Source organism: Coprobacter secundus subsp. similis (assembly GCF_015097275.1).
In the GTDB taxonomy this organism is placed as follows: Bacteria; Bacteroidota; Bacteroidia; order Bacteroidales; family Coprobacteraceae; genus Coprobacter; species Coprobacter secundus.
In genome coordinates this window covers 3,559,696-3,579,909 of the sequence record NZ_AP023322.1, presented here as the reverse complement: position 1 = coordinate 3,579,909, position 20,214 = coordinate 3,559,696, and the positions used below count along the sequence as shown (strand labels likewise).

The window sequence follows — 20,214 nt, the reverse complement described above, 5'->3', positions numbered from 1 at the left end:
ATATGCATATCTTTTGTCTATCACCCATTATACCTCAAGAATTTCACCAAAAAAATAAATACAACGGTGGAGGCTGGATAGATGGATTCATATCTACCCTAAAGCAAGTATCAAACATTCATCTCAGTATTTGTTTTTTAACAAATCAAAACTTACTTCCTCAAAAAATTGAAAATATTAGTTATTTTCCTGTACGCACTAAAATATCCAGAACATCTAAAATAACTTTGTTGATAAACAATATCAAGAAAAAATATGAATATGACGAAGATATTATTAATATTCTCAATATAATCAATAAAGAAAAACCGGATATAATACATTTTTTTGGTACGGAATGGCATGGCATCTCCCTTATAGAGCATATCAACATCCCGCATGTTGTTCATATACAAGGCTTAACGGTGGCATATAACTACTCCTTTCTTCCTCCATTTTTAAGTAAAATAAATCTATACAAACCGCTGTTTTCCAATCCTCTTTCTTTTATTAAAGGCAAAACTTTTCACCATTTCAAATCGATATTTGATTTTATGGCAGAGAGAGAGAGTAAAGTTTTTCCTCATTTGAAGAATATACTGGGTAGAACCGATTGGGATAAAAATATCTCCACTTTTTTAGCCCCAAATGCAAGATATTTTCACGTAAATGAAATCTTACGAGATTCTTTTTATACATCTCCTAAATGGAATAATCCATGGACGTCACCCATATTCCATATTACCTCAACAATATCAGACAGTCCATATAAAGGTTTAGATCTGGTCTTCAATACAATAAAACTATTGGATAAATTCTCAGATATTAATATAATTTGGCATATATGTGGAATACAAACAAATTCAGAGCAAACATTGTACTTTCAGCCCCCCAAAGATTTAAAACATTCTCAAATATCTTTTGAAGGTATATTATCCCAAACAAAACTCATAGAACTATTATTAAACAGTAATATATATGTACATCCTGCATATATTGAAAATAGTTCAAATAGTATTTGTGAAGCACAAATTTTGGGACTTCCTATCATTGCCACTAATGTGGGTGGAACTTCAACTCTGATTCAACATAAAAAAAACGGTATTTTAGTTACCCCTAACGATCCTTATAATCTTGCAGCTCATATATGCAAAATAATCAGAAAACCTCAATTGGCGCAAGAACTATCTAAAAATGCAATTGAAACTGCAGAAAAACGGCATAATAAAGAAAGTATCAAACAGGTTTTAATAGATATTTATTCACAAATCTTAGACGAAAAGAAATGAAAATATACACTAGTATACGGAAATTGAAAATGGATCCTAAAGGGTATTTATTTATTCTCTGGTTTCTATTAAGGCAAAAAACCGGGTGTTTTATTTCTACTCGCATAACTTACATTATCTGCAGGCTAAAAGGCATAAACATCGGTAAAAAGAATATATTCAAAGGAATAACTTACTTTGAACGATTGCCTAATTCAAAAATCTCCATTGGAAATAATTGTCAATTTTATTCAAGCTTCAATTCAAATTCAATCGGTGTACTACAACGTTGTCGAATAGCTACTCTTACACAAAATTCTGAAATTATAATCGGGGATAACGTTGGTATGACAGGCGTTAACATTGGAGCAGCTCAATCTATCATTATAGGAGACAAAACGCTAATCGGTGGTAATTCTATAATAACAGATACTGACTGGCACTCTTTAGAAATAGATTATAGACATTGTGGCATTGAAAAGGCGATATCTACACCAACAATAATTGGAAAAAATGTATTTATCGGGACCAGATCCATCATTCTCAAGGGGAGTAAAATAGGAGATAATACTATCATTGGAGCAGGTAGCGTTGTTGCCGGGGAAATACCTTGCAATGTAATTGCGGCGGGAAATCCATGTAAAATTATAAAAAAATTAGATTTATGAATGAAATTTTTTTCTCAATTATTACAATCAATAAAGACAATGCTAACGGACTTTATAAAACGATAAAAAGTGTCGTAGAACAAACATTTAACAATTTTGAATATATCATAATAGATGGTGCATCAAAAGATTCCAGTGTAGAAATAATCAACCAATTTAAAAATAAAATTACCTATTGGATATCAGAAAAAGACAATGGCGTATACCATGCAATGAACAAAGGGATGAATGTAGCAAAAGGTAAGTACGTATTATTCCTTAATTCTGGAGACTATTTTGCAGATAAGAATGTCTTACAACAAGTTGCAACAAAATCTTCCGATACAGATTTTATTATCGGAAATCAATTGATGTTATATAAGTCAGGAATAAAAAGAGCAGAACAAATTCCAACACCATTGACCGTTTATCATTTTTTCAGAAGTACAATATGGCATCAAGCAACATTTACAAAACTTTCTGTATTGAAAGAACTAGGAGGTTATGATGAGAATTTAAAAATCACATCCGATTGGAAATTCATTTTTCTTGCATTAGTATTACATCATAAAAGTTACCAAGCTTTACCCATTGATATAAGTGTATTCGACACATATGGAATGAGTGGCGCTTCAGATGCAAATCTTATAATCCAAAAAGAAAAAACCGATGTCCTAAAAACTTATTTTCCATATTTCTATCCAGACTACATTATTTTACATAGATATAAACATTTATCTTTCAACTATATAAAAAATACTATTTCATATTTTCTTTTCAAATTAATGAGGAAATTAAATTTCAAATAACATTTATTATAACCATATAATTTAGTAAAAATGAAGGTATTATTAATAAATAAATATTTTTATCCTAAGGGAGGAAGTGAATCTGTATTTTTTTCCACTCTCAATATTTTAAAAAAAAATGGGATAGAGGTAATACCTTTAGCCGTAAATTCCAATAAAAATAATCAAGGAAGAAACCAATATTTCATAAATTTTCCGGAATTATCTCAATTAAAATTTCTCAAAAAATTTAAATACATAATACGCTTTTTCTACAACACAGAAGCAAAGCGGAAATTAAAAAAATTAATTATTGAAGAAAAGCCTGATGTTGCCCATATCCATCTGATGTTCAATAGCTTTTCTATATCAATTTTACCCCTTCTAAAAAAATACAATATTCCTGTAGTTTTGACACTTCATGATTACAGACTAATATGTCCCAATAGTTTACTAATGGACAAAAATAAACATTTATGTAAAAAATGTATACAAAAAGAGTATTGGAAGTGTGCAAAATACAAATGTTCAAAAGGGAATTTCATAGAAAGTCTTTTTCTTGCTATCGATATGTATTTACGAACATATTTGCTACCAATCCAAAAATATATAGATAAATTTATATGTGTCAGCAACTTTGAACAGAACATATATCTAAAGTTTCGTCCAGATTGGAAATCAAAATTCATCCAAATCTATAATCCAATAAAACATTTAGAATCAACCAAATCTATAAAAGGGAATTATCTTCTATTTTTCGGCAGACTATCCCAAGAAAAAGGAATAGAAACCCTTATCAATGCAATGTCCAATTTACCTCAGTACAAGTTAAAAATTGTAGGTACAGGCGATTACTTAGAAAAAAAAGATAACTATTCAAATATCACTTTCTGCGGATACAAAGAAGGTAAAGAACTTGCTGATTTAATCAGTCAAGCTGCTTATACAATCGTACCTTCTGAATGGTACGAAACATTTGGACTTATTGTCATAGAATCTTTCAAATTAGGGACACCGGTTATTTCTTCTGATATAGGGGGGTTATCAGAACTAATCGATAATAAAAAAAATGGATTTCTATTTGAAGCCGGAAATGTCCTTAACTTGACAGATACAATCCAATACGCCATGACTATAGACAATACATCTTATTTTAAAATGGCAAATGAAGCAAGACTAAAAGCCTCCGAATTTAACGATAATAAATACTTCTCAGAACTAATAAGTCTATATAAATCATTAATATTAGAAAAAAATAAAAATAGCTAATAATCACAGAATATATGCCCAACAAAATACCTAAAATAATTCACTATTGCTGGTTAAGCGGAGAGGAAAAACCTGCTTTCATCCAGAAATGTATCTCTTCCTGGAAAAAAGTAATGCCTGACTATGAAATCTGGTGCTGGGATACAAAACGATTCGATATTCATTCTGTAAAATTTGTAGAAGAAGCATACAATGTGAAAAAATGGGCTTTTGCTGCAGACTACATCCGATTATATGCTTTATACCATTATGGAGGAATATATCTCGACTCTGATGTCCTTGTTTTCCAAAAATTCGACAAATTTCTACACAATTCGGCATTTACTTCTATCGAGTCTTATTTTTATGGCAAAAAAGAAAATGACTATTGGATTGAATCGGCCATTCTTGGAGCGGAAAAAGGAAATTTATTTATCAAAGAATGCATGGAATATTACTCTAACAGAAATTTCATCCTTGAAAATGGGACTTATGACCAATCCATAATTTGCCACATTATAGCCAATATTGCAGAAAAAAAATATGGATTTAAAAAATATATTTTTACCGACACCCCTCTATATTTAAAAGATAATATTATGACTTTATATCCTCCATACATTTTTTCACACGACAAAGGTGATATTCGAAAAAAAACTTGTGCAATACACATGTATAAAGGAAGTTGGAGAGATGAAAAAGGGAAAGAAAACAAGTATTTATCAATTATCAGAAAAATAGGAGTAATTCTTTTCAATGAAAAAAACTGGGGGATCATTTATTTCAAAATAAAAAAAATAGCAGCTTTATTCAGAAAACCCTAAATAGGGTTTTCTGAATAAAGCTGCACAAACCTACATTTGTCTTCTATCTTTTCTAAAGCATCTATTTAATATGATAGATGCTATTATATATAATAAACATAGTTTAATTCACACATAATTGCTATTTTAAGATGTTAAAATTTATAAAATCATATATATTCTTCGAAACACAGTCAACAATAGATAAACTTCAACCTTCATTAAATTTTAATAAAAAGAATGAACTAAAGAATTATTTTTTATATAAAAATATAAGAAAATTCTTGGGAACTCAGCTATCCACCTCATTTTCCATAAGAAAAAATTTGGTAAATATTCCACTGATAATTCTTTGTTTTTATTCTTGTGAAAAAGGAGATATAGCCTCCCAAGAAACCGTAAATTCAATATCTAATTGTAACGCTGCAGACTACGGCTTTTTACCAAATGCAAATCCTGAAGAAAATGCTATTTCTCTTCAAAAAGCACTTAATGACAATGATGTAGTAGAAGTTAATTACCCAGGGATATATGAAATAGACACGACTATCATTTTAAAATCAAATAACAAACTCTATTTCAAAGATGGTGTTTATATAAAAAAAGTAAAAAATAAAGGTAATAGTTTCGGATACACCTTCATTAACAAAGGAGCTACAACAAAAACATATGATCAAAACATTACCATCAAAGGATTAAAATTAATAATAAACGGACTTGATGGACATGGTGAAAATTATATACAAGGGTTAAACGGACACTTATCATTCTTCTATATAAAAAATCTAATAATTGAAAATTTTGAATGTTTAGATATAGGTACATCTATATTTGCAATTCATATATGTACATTCGATAATATTACTTTGAATAGAGGTCATATTAAAGGGAAAAAAGATGCTATTCATTTGGGGAGAGGTAAAAAATTCATTATCCAAAATTATACATTTAATACATTCGATGACCCTATCGCTCTCAATGCACAAGATTATGATGTTTCTAACCCTCAAGTAGGCTGGATCGAAGACGGTATTGTAGAAAACTGTATTGACCTATCCGAAAATCCAATAGGTTATTTTTGTCGTATTCTAGCTGGAGGCTTCGTGGATTGGTACCCTGGCATAAAATTACAAAAGTCTGACATTATAATACACAACAATAGAATGTATCGAGTAATTGCAGAACCAGATGGAAAAATATATACATCACAAACTCCACCAAATCATCTATTTGGACTAAAACAAATTGACGGTATAAACTGGTTAATGATACAAGATGATATAACATACACAGCAGGCGTACGTAACGTTTGTTTTAAAAACCTAGCTATCGAAACAAAAAGGCTGGCTGTATTTAGTTTACATTTTGATAATGATAATTGGAGCCGTTCTTATTATCCCGGAGCAGAAATTCCAATTCAAAATAATCTTAGGTTTGAAAACATTACAATAAAAAGCCAAGAAACATGGAGGTTCATTTCTTGTAGAACCCCCATCAACTCGCTATACATTAGAAATTCATATCTAAAATGCTATGCTATTGATTTTATAAAAAACTCAGAGGTCAAAGATTTTAAGCATACTAATATTACCTTTGACAATTGCACTTTTGCAAGAGAAGGTACTTGGGATATTATTGCTAATGAAATACCTGACAAAACGATAACTCTAAAAACTTTCGGCAGTAGAATCGATGCATCCGACTTTCAACCGCAAATAAACGGTCCTGGAATAAGTATTGACTCAGACCTATTCTAAGTTCATTGAATAATATAAAATCTCAAACATACGAAAACATATTTCTTATAAAAGAGACTATCTCAAAATAGAATTTCAGAAATGAAAAATTTATAGATTGAAACCTCTCTAAAGAAAATCTCCTTATTTTTCCTTTCTTGTCAAAAAAAGCTAAAATAAAGAATTTTCACAATCCAACTCACAGATTAAAATAAGTAAGGCTACCCCATTTTCTCTATTTTGAAGTGCACCCCAAAAGTTTTGTGTTTAACTTTTGGGATACACTTCATTTTGATACGGTCTCTTTCATTTTTTATACAATCCTCATAACACCAAGAAAATTTTCTATCTTTTTTCTCTCCAACCTAAAAAAGAAAAATATCCTTTTTATATTATATAATTATGACGGTTCCATCTCCTCTAATATACCAATTGTTCCTATCATACTCAACTATTACATATTCAGGAATATATAATAAACTGCCGAAGTCTGATGCCACAGCTCTTATGAGAATCAGATTTGTTAAAAATACATTCGAGAATCTAAATCTATTTTTTACAGAAAAAATATTCAAAAAAGATTTATAACTTTATATCTAAAAATTTCAAGACTAATGAATAAAAAAATAGCTGCACCTACAGATATAAGTATTATTACAACATATCGTTGCCCAATGCAATGCAAAATGTGCGACATATGGAATAACCCTACAGAAAAAAGTAAAGAAATAACTCCAGAAGAGCTTAAGATTCTTCCTAAAGTAAAATTCATTAATATTACCGGTGGCGAACCATTTATAAGAGAAGACTTAGATAAAATCGTCGAAATTGCCTTTTCCAAATCGCCTCGAGTCGTAATATCAACATCTGGCTGGTTCGAAGACAGAGTAATCACTTTAGCCAAAAAATTCCCTAAAATCGGAATTCGAATAAGCATCGAAGGGCTATCCTGTAAAAATGATGAATTAAGGGGAAGGCAAGGAGGTTTTGACAAGGGACTAAGAACTTTGCTTATGTTAAAAGAAATGGGTGTAAAGGATATAGGATTCGGTTGTACGGTATCTAATAATAATTCAGAAGATATGCTTTCCCTATATCGTTTATCCAAATCCCTCGGAATGGAATTCGCAACAGCAGCATTTCATAATTCTTACTATTTCCATAAAACAGACAATATTATTACAAATAAAGAAACTGTTTGTTCCAACTTTACAAAACTAATTGAAATGCAAATGAAAGAAAATCATCCTAAATCCTGGTTTAGAGCTTTTTTCAATATGGGACTTATAAACTACATAGAAGGCAATAGACGCATGTTACCTTGTGAAGCTGGACTTATCAATTTTTTTATTGATCCATATGGAGAAGTATATCCGTGTAATGGATTAGAAAAAAAATACTGGGAGGAAAGTATGGGAAACATACGGAATGTAACATCATTTATGGAAATATGGGAAAGTCCTCAAGCCGAAAAAGTACGAAATTTAGTACGAAAGTGCCCTAAAAACTGTTGGATGGTAGGTACAGCTTCCCCCGTAATGAAAAAATACATCCAACATCCATTAAAATGGGTATTAAAAAACAAGTGGAACTCACTAAATAACAAACCTATTTGTATAGATAAAAAATGGTATAATGTAGGGCAAGACCCCGAACAGGGCAATTTAAATTCCAATATTTAATCCGATAAGAATAGAATTTCTACTATTAGCTATATATTATGAAATTAGATAAAAATATTATATTGATAGATACAAATCCCGATGAAGGAAAAAATTTCTGTAAAGCATTATCGGAATCAACTCAAATAGAATGGCATTTAATAGATTGCATCAGCAATGAAGGTCGAACTCACAAATACATAAACATAATTCGTTATTTTAAATATTTTATTTTCCCTTTACGTGTATTCCTTAACAGAAAAAAAATCGACAACATTGTTACCTGGCAACAATTTTACGGATTAATTTATGCATTTTATTGTAGACTTTTTCATATAAAAAAGAAGCAATCATTACTGATAATGACATTTATATACAAAAGGAAAAAAGGTATTATCGGGAAAATATATCACCAATTCATTAAATATATTATAACAAGTAAGTACATTGACATTCTTATATGTACAACTAATAAAGAAAGATTTATATACAGTGACCTTTTTAATGTAAATATCAACAAATTTGCGTTTGTTCCATGGGGAATACCAGACTATAAATCAAAAGTTTATACAGACGAATCTTCGAAAGAAAAATTCATATTCTCCACTGGCAGAAGCAATCGGGACTGGGATTTTTTAATCAAAAATCTAAAAAATACAGAATACAAATTAAAAATAGCCTGCGATGAACTACAATACAAAATTTTAAATAATATAGAAATATACAATGATATACATGGACTTAAACTATTTCAATATTTTCAAAACTGTTACTGTGTAATCATATCAATTGAAGACCCGAATATAGCATCCGGACAAACTGTACTATTATATGCTATGCAATTTAAAAAACCTTTAATCGTTACAAAATCCAGTGGTTTAACGGACGATTACATTATTAACAATTACAATGGTCTAATAATAGAAAAAAATAAAGATGAACTGTTGGATGCTTTAGAAAAGATATATAATGACAAATGTTTATATGAAAAATTAGCAACCAACGGGTATAATGAATATGAAACTAAATATTCTACATCGATGTTAGGGAAAAATATAGGCTCAGTACTTCTAAATTCCAGCATATTAGTTAAATCCTTTTAAGTCAACGTAGTTGATATATAAATAATTAATATTAAATTTACCAAGGAACTTTTTTGAGTACGTATAATACTGGCTCTTGCCAAAAGTAATATGTATAAAAAAGCTTCAAAAGATAATTTGAATAAAAAATAGGTAAAATAATAATCTATGAAAATCATTGTAACAGGAACAAGAGGAATTCCTAATATATTAGGTGGAGTAGAAACCCATTGTGAAGAACTTTATCCTCTAATTGCGACAATGGGGCACAATGTTACTATAATACGTCGTTCCTGTTACGTTACCCCTAATAATAATATAGATAATTACAAAAATGTTAAAATTAAAGACATCTATGCACCTCGAAAAAAAAGTTTAGAAGCCATTATACATACATTTCTCGCCGTTTTATATGCAAAATATATAAAAGCCGACATCATACACATACATGCCATAGGACCGTCCATTATGGTTCCTTTTGCCCGCATCTTAGGATTAAAAGTCGTAATGACCCATCATGGGCCTGATTATGATAGACAGAAATGGGGGAAATTAGCAAAATATATTTTAAAACTGGGAGAAAAATGGGGTATAAAATATGCAAATGAAGTAATTGTTATCTCGGACGTAATCAATCAAATCATTATAGACAAATATCACCGGCAAGATGCACATTTGATTTTCAATGGGGTAAATATTCCGACCAAAACACAGACCATAAATTATTTGCAATTTCTCAATTTAGAGCCCCAAAAATATATCTTGGCTATGGGACGTTTTGTCGAAGAAAAAGGATTTGATCTCCTAATCAACGCATTTTCTAAATTAAATCAATCTGAATATAAATTAGTTATAGCTGGAGATGCAGATCATCAGACTGAATATTCCATCAACTTAAAAAGATTAGCTAAAGATAAAAATATTATCCTAACCGGATTCATAAAAGGAGATAAACTGAATGAAATCTTTTCTCATGCTTCATTATTCATTTTACCTTCTTACCACGAAGGATTGCCAATCACTTTATTAGAAGCCATGAGTTACAATTTAGATGTCCTTGTGAGTGATATTCCTGCCAACCGATTACCGGAGTTAAATCCTAATGATTTTTTTATTCCCGGATCTCAAGAAGAATTGTCTAAAAAAATAAAATTGAAACTGAAAAATATCAACTTTAACAGAGAATATAATTTATCATCATATCAATGGAGAAATATTGCAAAACAGACAAACTCTGTTTACAAAAAAATATTATAAACATATAAAACTATAAATCAATTTATTAAATCCTATCAATATTGTTAATTTCATATTTTATATTATATTTATTCTTACCTTTGTCGTCAATCTTATATCATAAAATATCATCCTAAAAATGAAACGGTTTTTAATAGGCTTATTTTTTTTGAATCTTCTATTCTCTGGTTGCAGTAAAGATACAGAATCTCAAATTATAGGAAAATGGCAATTGAGGCAAGTAACATACTTGGATAAAGAAGAAAGAAGTGATTCTTCTTTTTTTAATTTCCATCTAAATGTATTTAAGATTCAAACTGTTATACAAAAAGAAAACTATTCTATAAATTCATGGGGGACTTATAATATAAATAATGACTCCCTATTTATAAATCTAAAACAAATCGATGATTTAAACAATTTAAGTTCATATCCAATATACGGATGGCATACTCTTTCCAAAAAATATAAAATCAATGAATTAAATGCCTCTAAATTAATATTATCTTGTAACGATACTATTTACCATTTTAGAAAATTCTGACAAAATGAATACAATAAGAATTCTCACATTTATCATTATATCTACTATTATACCACAATTAATATTCGGACAGTTTCCATTAACATACAACATTGAGACCAATATTATTTCCGGAAACGGTAATTATACTCCTTTCTACCTAATGAATAACCAACATGGACAAGTATCTTTTAATCCTAACAATGGATATTTACGTGCCGGAATACATAAAGACATAGATATTAATCAACGATTTTCTTATGGCTTCGGTCTCGATATTATCGGTGCATATAATAATGACTCGCCAATATACTTACAGCAAATATACGGTGACTTAAAATATCGCTGTCTCGGGCTTTCAATAGGAACCAAAGAAACTGGAAATCTCATACAAAACGATCAACTAAGCAGTGGAAGTATGATTTGGTCTGGCAATAGTCGTCCCATCCCTCAAATCTCAATTGGAATACCTCGTTTTGTCAACATACCTTTAACAAATGAGTGGGTGCAAATAAAAGGTGAAATAAGTTATGGTGCATTTTTTGAGAAAAAATATCAAGATAAACATCGCCATGATAACTCCATGTATACAAACAAATTATTATATCACAGAAAATATTTAATGCTCAAATTCGAGAAAGATAAACCTTTCTATGGAATTATCGGTATTGATATGGCGGCTCAATTTGGAGGTACAACATATAATTATCCAGGGGAACCCATTATAAAATTCCGTTCTGATTTAAAAGCATTTTTACAAGTATTCATTCCAATGTCTGGAGGTGCAAACGATCCAGGCATAGATCAAGTAAATATTGTAGGTAACCACTTAGGATCTTACTTAATGGAATTCGGATACAAACAAAAAGACTGGAGATCCAAGATATATTATGAACATTTCTTTGACGACCACTCTGGCATGATTTTCAAAAATAAGTTTGATGGATTATGGGGGCTTGAATTTTCAACACACCACCAATGGCCAATAACCGGATTTGTTTTTGAAGTAATGAACTCTACGAATCAGAGTGGACCATTTTTATGGGATAAAACAGATGAAATTCCTATCCAAGTCAGTGGAGGAGATTATTACTATGGCCATGTATGCTATAATGGGTGGACACATCAAGGCCATACGATAGGCAACCCATTCATAACATCTCCAGGATACAATACCGACGGCTATCTAGGATTTAAAAGTTCAAGGGTAAGAGCTTTTCACGTTGGCTTTAATGGTTATGTAATCCCCGAACTGAAATACAGAGTTTTAGCTGGGCATCAACGAGGTTGGGGCACTCCATTTGTACCATTTACTCATATTGCACATGAATTCTCAACTTTAATTGATTTTGATTATCAGCCAAAGAAATTAAAAGGTTGGAATTTCAATTTGGCCGGAGCTTTTGATAAAGGGTCTCTTTTCGGGAACAACTGGGGAATACAAATCGGGATACGGAAAGAAGGAATTTTATTTCAAAAAAAACAATAACTGGAGAAACAACCGTTTTAACATTTTCAACAAAAATGAGGGAGAATTCAATGTCTTCTCCCTCATTTTTATTTCTCTCAATCTTTTAATAAAAATTTTTCTGCACGCCCTGGGGTGAACAATTCCCAAAGAGAGGCAACTGTCCAGCCTGGTGCAAAAATATCATTATAAAAGCCTTTTCCATTTTTCCCATAATCCCAATGAGTATGCTGTACCACCTCTGGATAATATCCCTCACGGGCAATTCCACATAGATGCCCACTGTATGGAACAAGTTGTCTCATTGAAGTCGAAATTACTTCAGCAAAAGATGAGAAACGTGGCTCATTATACTGTTCTGACAGCCATCTTAAAACATCAACAAAGTCAAATATAAATACATCTATATGATTATTTTCGACCGATACATTACCCCAGCCTCGACTCTTGAAAGAAAGATCTCCCAACATCTGTCCTTCGGCAAAAGGTACATCCCAAAGATAATACCAAGAAAGGGCAAAATAAGCAGCTTGACGTGTCAATTCTGCATAATGTTTTTTCTCTTTTCCCTTTGTCACTAAAGCCAAATAATATGTTGCTGTCGCCGCATATAATGATGCCTCCTTATCTTCGCAATTAGCATCCAATGTCGATGAAAAATAATCGGCTTTAGAAATTATCTCATTTTCAAGATAAGAAGCAGCTTTTTTAGCAGCATTCAAATAATCCTTATCTTTAAAATAGGTATATGCCATAACTAACGGCAACACTGCCGATGGTGTACTTCCCCCACTATTATCAACAATTACTTGATTGTCTCTAAACTTTCGTGGGAAACTACCATTTTCTTTTTGAACTTCAAGTATCAATTTCAAAATATTTTTTACCCTTTTCTCCCAGTCCGGATGTATTCGGCCAGCATTACGTTCATACTCTAAATAATATAGAGTTGCAAAAATACCCTCACTTTGCCGACGGATACTTAAATTTTGCTCTTCCGTATTATCTTCAAAATTAACGAATTCACGAAAAAAACCGGTTGTGGTAAAACCATTCTGAAGATAACTATCAAATATTCTCTTACCATTACTAACCAACTCTGGCCGACCTATCTGTTCTCCATATTCAAGAGAATTAAAAGCATTCAATAACACACGCCCTACAAAACCTATTTCAGATATTCCATTTGGGCAGCAATCATTTATATTCAAATGAACACCAGAATTGTACTTTAACGAATAATTTCCAACATAGCTTTCAACAAAATACTTACTAAGTATATTCTTCATATACTCTACTGTATAAGCAGTTTTAACTGGTTGTGGCTCCATAGTATCATAGCAATATTCCCACATATTTCGAACAAATGTAGAATAATCTTCTGCTTTACCATTTTTCACTTCCCACTTTAATGTAATGCTCTCCCCCTTATCAAGCTTATAAAAAGCCTTTGCCTCCGAAGCAAGAGTTAATTTACGTATATAAGAACGAGGAGTTTCCCAATAGGGAAAAGAGACACTGAGAGAGGAAATACCATCCTCATTTACAAATCCTGTAGCTCCAATTGAACTTTTACCTGACAAAATGACTTCTCCAGTATCATGAGTCGTCAAAGCATCACCATTCAATTTATCCAAACGCAAAACTGATATATATTCTCCATCTTTTTCATTGAAAATTCCCGTTAAAGGAGCACTCAACCTATCCTCTCTCACAGTCCAACTATCTGATGTATGAAAAGAGGGAGCCTCTTTAGGTGACCTCAAATTTTTTCGATACCAAAATCCTGGCATATAAAATAGACAATCATTGTGCCGGAATGTAGATTGTATTCTTTCAGAAAAGTTAAACCAAACTTTCTCTGACGCATTTATTTGTACTTCAATAGAACTTTTCCCATTTTCTGAAATGACTTTCTGTATAATAGCTACAGGTAACTTTTCTGACGAATCCAGCTCATAAACACCATTGTTTCTCTCTAAAAACGTCAACGGATAACTAATGGATTGATTACCCGGCATTTTAAGAGAAATCTGTGCATTCATCTGTTGTGGAACAAGAGTAGTACCCCAAACAGGCATAATACTCAAAAATAAACACCCTAAAATAAACTTCTTCAGCATAATGCTCATTTTATTATCAAAAAAAGAATTTATCTTTCAACTCAATTATTTCGTGCCAGAAGGCAGTGCCAATACTTTATTTAAAGGTTCCGGTTTTCCAAAGTAAGGCATCCCTTTTTTATCAAAAGTAAATTTTTGTAATCGTATATCCCTATCCCATCCTGGAACTTTATCTTTTTTAGAGTGGTAAAGAATATAATTTTCTTTGCCATCCGGTGATGTTGTAAAACAAGCATGACCTACCCCATATACATCCTCGGTACCTTCAAAAATCGGAGACTTTCCCTTAACCCAACTTTCCTGTAACAAAGGATCTCCATCTTTTTTCAATTTCAAATACGCTAATTTATATGTATCAAGCCACGATTGTCCACAAGAGTAGATAATAAACACATCCCCATTATGAATCAAAACCTCCGGCCCTTCATTTAGAGGGAGTTCACCTTGTTCATAATACTTATCTGGAGAACTAATTTTTACTCTACTTGAACTGATTGTCCACGGGTTATCCATACGTGCAATATAGAGATTCTGAGATGTCTTATCTGTCTTTTCATTCTTATCCCAACCAGACCAAACAGCATACAATACTTTATTATAATAAAATACGGTCATATCTATTGCCCATATATTATTTTCCAAATCCGTTGGATTATCTCCTGTAAATATCATACCCTTATCCACATATTCACCCATCGGATCATCCGTCATAGACTCAAGAACACCTGTTCGTTGGTGTATAAATGGAGGTCCACCATATCCTCCCGCATAATAAATATACCATTTATTGTTAAGGTAATGAAGTTCCGGAGCCCAAATACAACTCGAATTCCATTTATTTCCTTCCGGGGCTTTCCATATTTGCTTTGGAGGATTTATCTGATGTAGATTTTTGGACTTGGATATACCTATACCATTATTCATACTACAACAATAATAGTAAAATCCATTTTGTTTTATTATCCAAGGATCTGCCCCCGAAAATATAACAGGATTTTTATAATGACCAGACGTTTTGCATCCGGTCATTATAAAAATATTGATACCTAACAAAATAAGCAGTCTAACCATATTTTTAATATATAGCTACTTTACTCGTATGTGTACTTCTTCCATCTACAGTCTCAACGATATATATACCTTTAGTCAAAGTCGTTGTAAACATATCCACATCATTAGCAGAAGAAACTAATACACCACTCGTATTATAAACATTAATATGAGATAAAATACCTGCAGGACTTTCTACTCGCAGTTCAGACCCAACAGCCACAACCTTTACTTGTTCAGCAACAGATAAAGATTCTATCGATTGGGGCGTTCCTAATGTAAATGTCTGAAATTTAGCAAAAGCTCCTCCCACACGGTTATAATTTATCGCTTGCACACTCCACTCATAAATTCCATCGGGCAATTCATATAATTCCCATCGTTTATTCGTAAACACATTACCTTGTTCCGAGACTTGACGAAAACCGTTATTTTCCCCATCAAAAACAGCTTTTGGATAATACAACCACTTACCAGTAGTTTTATTTCTCAATGCTACATTGTAAGTTTCGGCACCATTTGCTGCATTCCAAGATAGGGTAACCATACGCATCTCTCCTGAACCTTCAACTTCAGCATTTAAATTAGCCGGAACCTCAGGTTTCGAGCCAGATACAGCTGTTGTATTGGTGTAAATACCGCAAATATTCTTATTATATCCATTTGTCCCACAAAATCCCATCATCAAAAGATCCGGTTTTCCATCATTATTCAAATCTGCAATATCATAAGATTGCTCAGATATACCTGGGATTTCATTGCTTACAGTTTCATCTTTAGTAAATGTAAAACTTGCCGGATCATTCGTTTTATATAAGTACGTTGCCTGTCTGGCATCCGTTTCATTCCAACCACCTACAATGATATCCAACTTACCGTCATTATCCCAATCAACGAAACAGTTTCCCCCTCCTACACTGTTTTGACGGAAAGGCTCAAATGTCTGTTTTGCCACCATTGTTCCATTCTCATTTTTATATAACCGAACAATATTATTTGAACTTTCTCCATCTGCACCTCCATCACCATTTAACAACAAATCCAAATATCCGTCTCCGTCGACATCACCCCAAACAGCAGAACCATATCCTTTACGAATAATATTAGGTTGTGGATAAACAACAAATTCTCCAAATCCGTCATTCTTCCATGTTGATGAATAGCGACTACCTCCTACTTCATCCCATCCATTAACAAACAAATCCAAATACCCATCGTTATTAAAATCCATAACCGTTACATCCGGATCCGTAAAATGAGCATCTTTAAATAAATTTTCATTTACATTAAACGACCCATCAGCTTGTTGATAATAAACAAGAATACTGGGTGAACCTTCTGGTTTCGTATTCCCAGAAAAATAATAATCTAATAACCCATCATTATTTAAGTCTGCAAAACCACATGAAATGGTAAGAGCTACCTCCGGAACAGGATATTTATCTACAGGAGCCAATGTAAATACACCATTCCCATCATTTAAAGCAATACCATTAGATGCAGGAATACCATCACCCCCATTCCCATTAAAAATAATATCAAGGTCTCCATCTCCATCTATATCTCCAAATTGGAAACGTGCAAAATGTCCTACATTTAAGAAATCCATCCCGCTCTGAGCTTCATATACCCCATTACCTCTATTGATAAAAACCCCTCCCTTTACAACATTCTCTGTACGACCACTAAAAACTATGTCCAATAGTCCATCATTGTTAATATCTGCAGCGACAATATCTCCAGTCTGAGGATCTAAATCCGAACTAATTTCTGCAAATTGAGCCTGAGCTTTACCCGACAACAGCACAAATGCTGTAGCCATTAAAAATGTAATCTTTTTCATACACATTAAATTTAAAAGTCATAAAAAATTTATATATAAAACATTTAATATAGGATACCAGTATGACTCTATCTAGTATCCTATAAAAGAAAATTCTTACTCAAAATATGGCGCACGCTGCCGAGTAGTACTCGGAACTCCATTAGTAATCGTAGGCCACCCATCTACCCAATGAATTTCATCCATCATCAGTGGCCTGCGTGTTGCTCCCCCAGGTAACAACGGATTTGCAACATCAACAGCATGGTACAAAAAATAATCATGGCCTTTATCATCAGTAATAATTTCTGCATTATGACCTGGACCAACCCATTTTACTCGGCCATCACCTTTAAGGAAAGGTGAACCTTCCTGTCCATCATTAAGAATCGATTTACCATCTTTGGTCAAATAAGGGCCTTTTATGTCATCAGCAACAGCAATAGTTACATGATACTGACTATCTGCCCCATCACAACAAGAACCGCACGAACCAAAGAAATAAAATTTTCCATCTTTTGGATAAATATAACTAGCCTCAAATGCATTTCCTGCAATCTTAAATTTTTCTCCAGTGGTAGATTTTAAATCCTGTGTTAATTCGATTCCATATATACCTTGGAAACTTCCCCAAAACAAATATCTCTTTAAATAACGGCCTACTTTAAGCTCCAAGAAAAAAGGGTCAATACTATTCGCTACTCCTATACTTTGAGAGTCAAACAATTTTCCCTGATCTTGAAATGGACCATAGGGCAAATCTGATACAGCCACCCCTATACCCGGATTAGAATCTCCCCAGGTAGAAAAGCTATAAAACATATAATATTTACCATCATAATCATAATGGATAACACAAGGAGCCCATATACCACCATCATTTTTCCATGTCGGCCTTGTTGTAAATGCATCGGCCGCATATTCCCATTTCACAAGATTTTTAGATCTTAAAATCGGGACGAGCCTATTAATTCCGGTTGACCATTGATTTTCTGTTCCATACGCATAAAACCAGCCATCTGAACCTCGCACAATTGTAGGGTCTGCTAAATCGGGTTCAAAAAGTGGATTCTGGTACAGCGTATCTGCTGACGTAGGAGGCTCATTCCAAACCAATACCTCTTTATCTTCTTTGCAGGAAATAATAAAAGTACCAAGTAAAATAAGTATTCCTGCAGCCATGCTCAATATTATTTTTTTCATATTCTATATTCTTTTAATCAACATGCCATTACTATTATTAATATCCCGGATTTTGAGTCAAACCTTCTACAAGAGGTATTTCTCGATAAGGAATGGGGAATCGATTATGCACTCCTATTTTAAAATTACTGAAATCGTCATCGCGACTTTTTAGATAAGCTATTTTTTCGGCAGACTCAAAATAACCCCACCGTTCCAAATCAAGCCATCGCCAAGACTCTCCGCACAATTCCGTCATCCGTTCGTGCATAATCTGTTCACGCATTTTTTCCTTATCATTACCAATACCAGTAAAAACTTTCGAATTTTCCAAATTACATAGCCCTACACGATTGCGAACTTTATTGATATAATCATAAGCCTCAGAGGTACGATTCAACTCATTTAATGCTTCTGCATACAATAGATAAATATCGGCAAGGCGAACCACCCGAAAATTGATTCCAGAATTATAGTCCTCATAAGTTTGTGTATCCCAATTTGTATATTTTCTCCAATATATATTATTCTGATCAAGTCCCCATTGGGTCCATGTTTTTCCATAAAACTTTTCATCAGGAGTAGACGCATCATAAAAGGCAAGTGTAGCTTTCAACCGAGGATCTACTTTCCCATCAGTTGTTTTCTCTTGCTCAAAATCTCCTTTTAATGCGGTCCGAGGTGTAGAATCATCCCAAGAGCAGCCATCTACCGGTAACCCCATAAATTTGGCCCTATTACAGCCAAGTTCATTTCCTGCTTGTATCCCATAAGCATATTGTACTTCAAATAAAGATTCTGAATTATTTTCATTTATAGCTGTAAAATTATCCGTATAATTATCGACCAACTTATAAATCTTCAAGTTAAATATTTCTCGGCACATAGCTTCTGCTTCTGCCCAATTATGCTGTTGCATCAAAACTTTTACCATCATTCCCAAAGCACTACCTTTAGTTGCTCTTCCCAAATCCGAAGAATTACTGTACTTCTCAGGCAAACGGTCTCTCGCATCCTTAAAATCTTTTAGTGCTTGGTTATACAAATCTTCTTGTTCACCAATAACAGGAGCATCTTCTCGAGCATAAGAAGTTAAAGTAATCGGTCCCCGTCCAAAGACTCCAGCCAAATTAAAATACTGCAAGCCTCTCAAAAAATAGGCTTCACCCATAATTCTGTCTCTTAATGTTTCATCCATCTGAATATTAGGTGCATTATCTAATACTTGGTTGGCCCAAAATATTCCTTTATAATTATCAAGCCATGTATAAAATACAGCTTCGGCCGAATCATCATTATAGCTTCCTATCTTAAAATTGGAATAGGCTTGAAAATAAGCATTAGGAGAATGGCTATAACCTTCATCAGAACGAGCAACATACAAAATATGTAACCAACGTGAATACTCACCATTAAATCTCAATGCCCGATAACAGGCATCAATACCTTTTTGAAGTTCTTCCTGTGTCTTCCAATAATCTCCGGTCGTCTGTTCATTAGGATTACTTAATTCCAAAAAACTTTCAGAACACGACGGAAATAACCCAAAACACACAAACACTATAAATAATATTTTGTTTTTCATAATTAATTCTCAA

General features: G+C 32.6%; 16 protein-coding genes. 11 read left to right on the top strand and 5 right to left on the bottom strand.

The annotated features are described in order from the left end of the window. Positions 1–2 precede the first annotated feature (2 nt). The 11 genes from Cop2CBH44_RS14145 to Cop2CBH44_RS14095 all read left to right on the top strand — a co-directional run bounded on the left by Cop2CBH44_RS14145 (position 3) and on the right by Cop2CBH44_RS14095 (position 12,460). Positions 3–1,268, top strand: coding sequence for a glycosyltransferase family 4 protein (locus Cop2CBH44_RS14145; protein ID WP_021931785.1), 1,266 nt, complete (start codon positions 3–5; stop codon positions 1,266–1,268). A 29-nt stretch (positions 1,269–1,297) separates the two neighbouring features. Further along, positions 1,298–1,915, top strand: coding sequence for an acyltransferase (locus Cop2CBH44_RS16615; protein ID WP_200755067.1), 618 nt, complete (start codon positions 1,298–1,300; stop codon positions 1,913–1,915). Further along, positions 1,912–2,703, top strand: a complete 792-nt coding sequence (locus Cop2CBH44_RS14135) for a glycosyltransferase family 2 protein (RefSeq protein WP_021931787.1) — start codon at positions 1,912–1,914, stop codon at positions 2,701–2,703. The genes Cop2CBH44_RS16615 and Cop2CBH44_RS14135 overlap by 4 nt, the downstream gene beginning before the upstream one ends. A gap of 30 nt (positions 2,704–2,733) precedes the next feature. Continuing rightward, complete coding sequence (locus tag Cop2CBH44_RS14130; RefSeq protein ID WP_200755066.1) at positions 2,734–3,951, top strand: glycosyltransferase family 4 protein; 1,218 nt, start codon at positions 2,734–2,736, stop codon at positions 3,949–3,951. A 14-nt stretch (positions 3,952–3,965) separates the two neighbouring features. After that, positions 3,966–4,754, top strand: coding sequence for a glycosyltransferase family 32 protein (locus Cop2CBH44_RS14125; protein WP_200755065.1), 789 nt, complete (start codon positions 3,966–3,968; stop codon positions 4,752–4,754). 131 nt (positions 4,755–4,885) lie between these two features. After that, complete coding sequence (locus Cop2CBH44_RS14120; RefSeq protein WP_200755064.1) at positions 4,886–6,490, top strand: hypothetical protein; 1,605 nt, start codon at positions 4,886–4,888, stop codon at positions 6,488–6,490. A 593-nt stretch (positions 6,491–7,083) separates the two neighbouring features. Next, on the top strand, positions 7,084–8,151 hold the full coding sequence (locus tag Cop2CBH44_RS14115; protein ID WP_044228514.1) for a radical SAM protein: 1,068 nt from the start codon (positions 7,084–7,086) through the stop codon (positions 8,149–8,151). Positions 8,152–8,189: 38 nt separating this feature from the next. Then, positions 8,190–9,233: a glycosyltransferase gene (locus tag Cop2CBH44_RS14110; protein WP_200755063.1), complete on the top strand. Its 1,044-nt coding sequence runs from the start codon at positions 8,190–8,192 to the stop codon at positions 9,231–9,233. Positions 9,234–9,380: 147 nt separating this feature from the next. Beyond that, complete coding sequence (locus tag Cop2CBH44_RS14105; RefSeq protein WP_021931793.1) at positions 9,381–10,469, top strand: glycosyltransferase family 4 protein; 1,089 nt, start codon at positions 9,381–9,383, stop codon at positions 10,467–10,469. Between the two features lie 118 nt (positions 10,470–10,587). Next, the gene (locus Cop2CBH44_RS14100) at positions 10,588–10,992 is read left to right on the top strand and encodes a lipocalin-like domain-containing protein (protein WP_021931794.1); all 405 of its coding nucleotides are present in this window, start codon (positions 10,588–10,590) and stop codon (positions 10,990–10,992) included. 4 nt (positions 10,993–10,996) lie between these two features. Next, positions 10,997–12,460 carry a capsule assembly Wzi family protein gene (locus Cop2CBH44_RS14095; RefSeq protein WP_200755062.1) on the top strand — a complete coding sequence of 488 codons (1,464 nt, stop codon included), beginning with the start codon at positions 10,997–10,999 and terminating at the stop codon, positions 12,458–12,460. Between the two features lie 77 nt (positions 12,461–12,537). Here Cop2CBH44_RS14095 and Cop2CBH44_RS14090 read toward each other — a convergent pair whose 3' ends face one another. From Cop2CBH44_RS14090 to Cop2CBH44_RS14070, 5 genes are all read right to left on the bottom strand, one after another. After that, on the bottom strand, positions 12,538–14,520 hold the full coding sequence (locus tag Cop2CBH44_RS14090; protein ID WP_420838999.1) for a hypothetical protein: 1,983 nt from the start codon (positions 14,518–14,520) through the stop codon (positions 12,538–12,540). Positions 14,521–14,607: 87 nt separating this feature from the next. After that, positions 14,608–15,633: a glycoside hydrolase family 43 protein gene (locus tag Cop2CBH44_RS14085; protein ID WP_021931797.1), complete on the bottom strand. Its 1,026-nt coding sequence runs from the start codon at positions 15,631–15,633 to the stop codon at positions 14,608–14,610. 4 nt (positions 15,634–15,637) lie between these two features. After that, positions 15,638–17,455, bottom strand: a complete 1,818-nt coding sequence (locus tag Cop2CBH44_RS14080; protein ID WP_200755060.1) for a T9SS type A sorting domain-containing protein — start codon at positions 17,453–17,455, stop codon at positions 15,638–15,640. Between the two features lie 96 nt (positions 17,456–17,551). After that, entirely contained in the window at positions 17,552–18,637 is a 1,086-nt protein-coding gene (locus Cop2CBH44_RS14075) for a family 43 glycosylhydrolase (RefSeq protein WP_055097726.1), read from the bottom strand. A 37-nt stretch (positions 18,638–18,674) separates the two neighbouring features. After that, positions 18,675–20,201: a RagB/SusD family nutrient uptake outer membrane protein gene (locus Cop2CBH44_RS14070; protein ID WP_055097724.1), complete on the bottom strand. Its 1,527-nt coding sequence runs from the start codon at positions 20,199–20,201 to the stop codon at positions 18,675–18,677. Positions 20,202–20,214: the final 13 nt, after the last annotated feature.

Excerpts from the sequence above, each read along its gene's own strand:
- Cop2CBH44_RS14110 (WP_200755063.1), top strand. The coding sequence starts at position 8,190 with ATGAAATTAGATAAAAATATTATATTGATAGATACAAATCCCGATGAA.
- Cop2CBH44_RS14070 (WP_055097724.1), bottom strand. The coding sequence starts at position 20,201 with ATGAAAAACAAAATATTATTTATAGTGTTTGTGTGTTTTGGGTTATTT.
- Cop2CBH44_RS14105 (WP_021931793.1), top strand. The coding sequence starts at position 9,381 with ATGAAAATCATTGTAACAGGAACAAGAGGAATTCCTAATATATTAGGT.
- Cop2CBH44_RS14080 (WP_200755060.1), bottom strand. The coding sequence starts at position 17,455 with ATGAAAAAGATTACATTTTTAATGGCTACAGCATTTGTGCTGTTGTCG.
- Cop2CBH44_RS14095 (WP_200755062.1), top strand. The coding sequence starts at position 10,997 with ATGAATACAATAAGAATTCTCACATTTATCATTATATCTACTATTATA.
- Cop2CBH44_RS14100 (WP_021931794.1), top strand. The coding sequence starts at position 10,588 with ATGAAACGGTTTTTAATAGGCTTATTTTTTTTGAATCTTCTATTCTCT.
- Cop2CBH44_RS14085 (WP_021931797.1), bottom strand. The coding sequence starts at position 15,633 with ATGGTTAGACTGCTTATTTTGTTAGGTATCAATATTTTTATAATGACC.
- Cop2CBH44_RS14135 (WP_021931787.1), top strand. The coding sequence starts at position 1,912 with ATGAATGAAATTTTTTTCTCAATTATTACAATCAATAAAGACAATGCT.
- Cop2CBH44_RS14125 (WP_200755065.1), top strand. The coding sequence starts at position 3,966 with ATGCCCAACAAAATACCTAAAATAATTCACTATTGCTGGTTAAGCGGA.
- Cop2CBH44_RS14120 (WP_200755064.1), top strand. The coding sequence starts at position 4,886 with ATGTTAAAATTTATAAAATCATATATATTCTTCGAAACACAGTCAACA.
- Cop2CBH44_RS14130 (WP_200755066.1), top strand. The coding sequence starts at position 2,734 with ATGAAGGTATTATTAATAAATAAATATTTTTATCCTAAGGGAGGAAGT.
- Cop2CBH44_RS14145 (WP_021931785.1), top strand. The coding sequence starts at position 3 with ATGCATATCTTTTGTCTATCACCCATTATACCTCAAGAATTTCACCAA.
- Cop2CBH44_RS14075 (WP_055097726.1), bottom strand. The coding sequence starts at position 18,637 with ATGAAAAAAATAATATTGAGCATGGCTGCAGGAATACTTATTTTACTT.
- Cop2CBH44_RS14115 (WP_044228514.1), top strand. The coding sequence starts at position 7,084 with ATGAATAAAAAAATAGCTGCACCTACAGATATAAGTATTATTACAACA.
- Cop2CBH44_RS14090 (WP_420838999.1), bottom strand. The coding sequence starts at position 14,520 with ATGCCTGTTTGGGGTACTACTCTTGTTCCACAACAGATGAATGCACAG.
- Cop2CBH44_RS16615 (WP_200755067.1), top strand. The coding sequence starts at position 1,298 with ATGGATCCTAAAGGGTATTTATTTATTCTCTGGTTTCTATTAAGGCAA.